The organism is Burkholderia sp. AU6039, assembly GCF_002223365.1.
Classification (GTDB): Bacteria; Pseudomonadota; Gammaproteobacteria; order Burkholderiales; family Burkholderiaceae; genus Burkholderia.
This window is the reverse complement of the sequence record NZ_NKFK01000018.1, coordinates 1-1,916: the sequence shown is the minus strand read 5'-3', so window position 1 is coordinate 1,916 and position 1,916 is coordinate 1. Positions and strand designations below refer to the sequence as shown.

General features: G+C 63.6%; 1 protein-coding gene. It reads right to left on the bottom strand.

The annotated features are described in order from the left end of the window. Nucleotides 1-75 precede the first annotated feature (75 nt). Nucleotides 76-1,551 carry a group II intron reverse transcriptase/maturase gene (ltrA, locus tag CFB39_RS38405; protein ID WP_373452724.1) on the bottom strand — a complete coding sequence of 492 codons (1,476 nt, stop codon included), beginning with the start codon at nucleotides 1,549-1,551 and terminating at the stop codon, nucleotides 76-78. Nucleotides 1,552-1,916 lie beyond the last annotated feature (365 nt).

The following is a 1,916-nucleotide window of genomic DNA, read 5'->3' as shown; positions in this document are numbered from 1 at the left end:
CGATCGCGGTAGGAATGCCCATTACTGGACACCCCCCGCACAGATCCCGGCGTGCCCAATTCGGGCACCGGGCTCCTACCTTGAGTGTTTGACGGCAAAGCGCCGGTCGGGCCACGGATGAAGGATTCGAGGTTGGGGTAGCCAGGCATCCGCGATCCGCTCGACCCGTGTCCACGTCATGTGATCCTTCTGGCTACGGCGTCGAAGCGCCCGTCGCCAGAGATCCACGACGTGGTAACGGAACGCGCCAAGTGCGCGCGAGTTCGTCGGTACCGCGTGGTACGCGAAGTAGCCGCGCACCACCTGCCCAAGCCATTTCCCTTGCACTGGGATCGGTTCATGCATACGCCGCCGTAGTTCCTCCTTGATCCCCCTGAGCTTCGCCCGCATGCGATCGCCTCGGGTCTTCCGCTGAAGCTGGAAGGCACCACGGCGCGATCTGCCGCAGATAAAGATGAAGCCTAGAAAGGCGAAGGTCTCCGGCCGACCAAGACCGCGGTGTTGGCGATTTGCCGCTGCATAGCGACCAAACTCCAGCAGCCTCGTCTTGTCCGGGTGAAGCGCAAGCGCGAACTCCTCCAGCCTCGAACGCATCGCATCCCAGAAGCGCCGTGCGTCGGCTTCGTGCTCGAAGCCGACCACGACATCATCTGCGTATCGCAGAATGATGACGTTGCCCTTGGCTTCCCGCCGCCGCCAACGATTGGCCCAGAGATCGAAGACGTAGTGTAGGTACACGTTCGCGGACAGTGGCGAGGCCACTGATCCCTGCGGAGTGCCTGTCTCACTCACGCTTAGCTCTCCGTCTTCCAGCACGCCCGCCTTGAGCCACTTACGCACAAGACGGATGATGCGCTGGTCGCCGATCCGGTGCTCAATGAAACGGACCAGCCATTCCTGACTGACCGAATCAAAGAAGCTCTTGAGATCGGTGTCCAGAATCCAGTTCACCGGGGTGCCGGTGATCGCTGTCGCCAACGCGTCCAACGCATCGTGCTGACTGCGCCCGGGCCGGAACCCGTACGAGAATCCGAGGAAGTCCCCCTCGTAGATCGCGTTCAGCACTTCGACCACCGCGCGCTGGACGATCTTGTCTTCCAGCGCGGCAATCCCCAGCGGGCGCTGTTTGCCATCCGGCTTCGGTATGTACTGTCGCCGTACGGGTAGTGCCCGGTACGCTCCACTGTGTACTCGCGCGTGCAGGCGCTGGAGGTGGTCTTCCAGTCCTGCCTCGTAGTACCGCCAGGTCAAACCGTCCACCCCAGGGGCCGCATTGCGTTTGAGCGCAAAGAACGACGCCCTGAGGCGATCGATCGTGACGTGGTGCAGCAGCGCGGTGAACCGTTCCTTCTTCCGCTGCCTTGCAGCCTGCCGTACACGGTCCAGCCCCTGTGACACGCTTGCCCGGTTCTGCGCCCGGCACGTGTGCGACTGACCCGTGCTCCTCTTGGTCCCCGCCCTTGGCTCCACCCACTCCGCAGCCGGCTTCCCGGCGTTGTTCGCAGGCTTCCTCGCTACTATGGCGGAGTCTGACTTCTCTCGTCCGTTCATCATCGGCTACGGCTCCTCGCCTTCCCGACGCGGACCAACCCATGCTGCAGTTGGCCGAACGAGAGACCTCCCGGTTCCCGCGCAAAGAGCGTCCGTACGTGCCAGGTTCTCCGACCACGCCGGGTCGTCGAGGCACTCGCGCTTGCGCACCTCTTCGTGTTGCCTTCCGCGTTCTGAACCGCGTCGGCACCCGGAATAACACAACTATCGCGGCTCAATGGCTGGCCCGCACGTTCCCCTACCGACGCTTCGCCGGTCGCCTCGCGGCGGCCGTCGCACGGCTCGGGGCCAATGTGGTTCGCTACGCCTTCATCGCAGTGGACTTGCACCACCTGCTCCTTGCCGGTCTCCCGGCGCACTCAGAA

Bases quoted from the DNA above. Each gene is read 5' to 3' on its own strand.
- ltrA (WP_373452724.1), bottom strand. From the start codon at position 1,551: ATGAACGGACGAGAGAAGTCAGACTCCGCCATAGTAGCGAGGAAGCCT.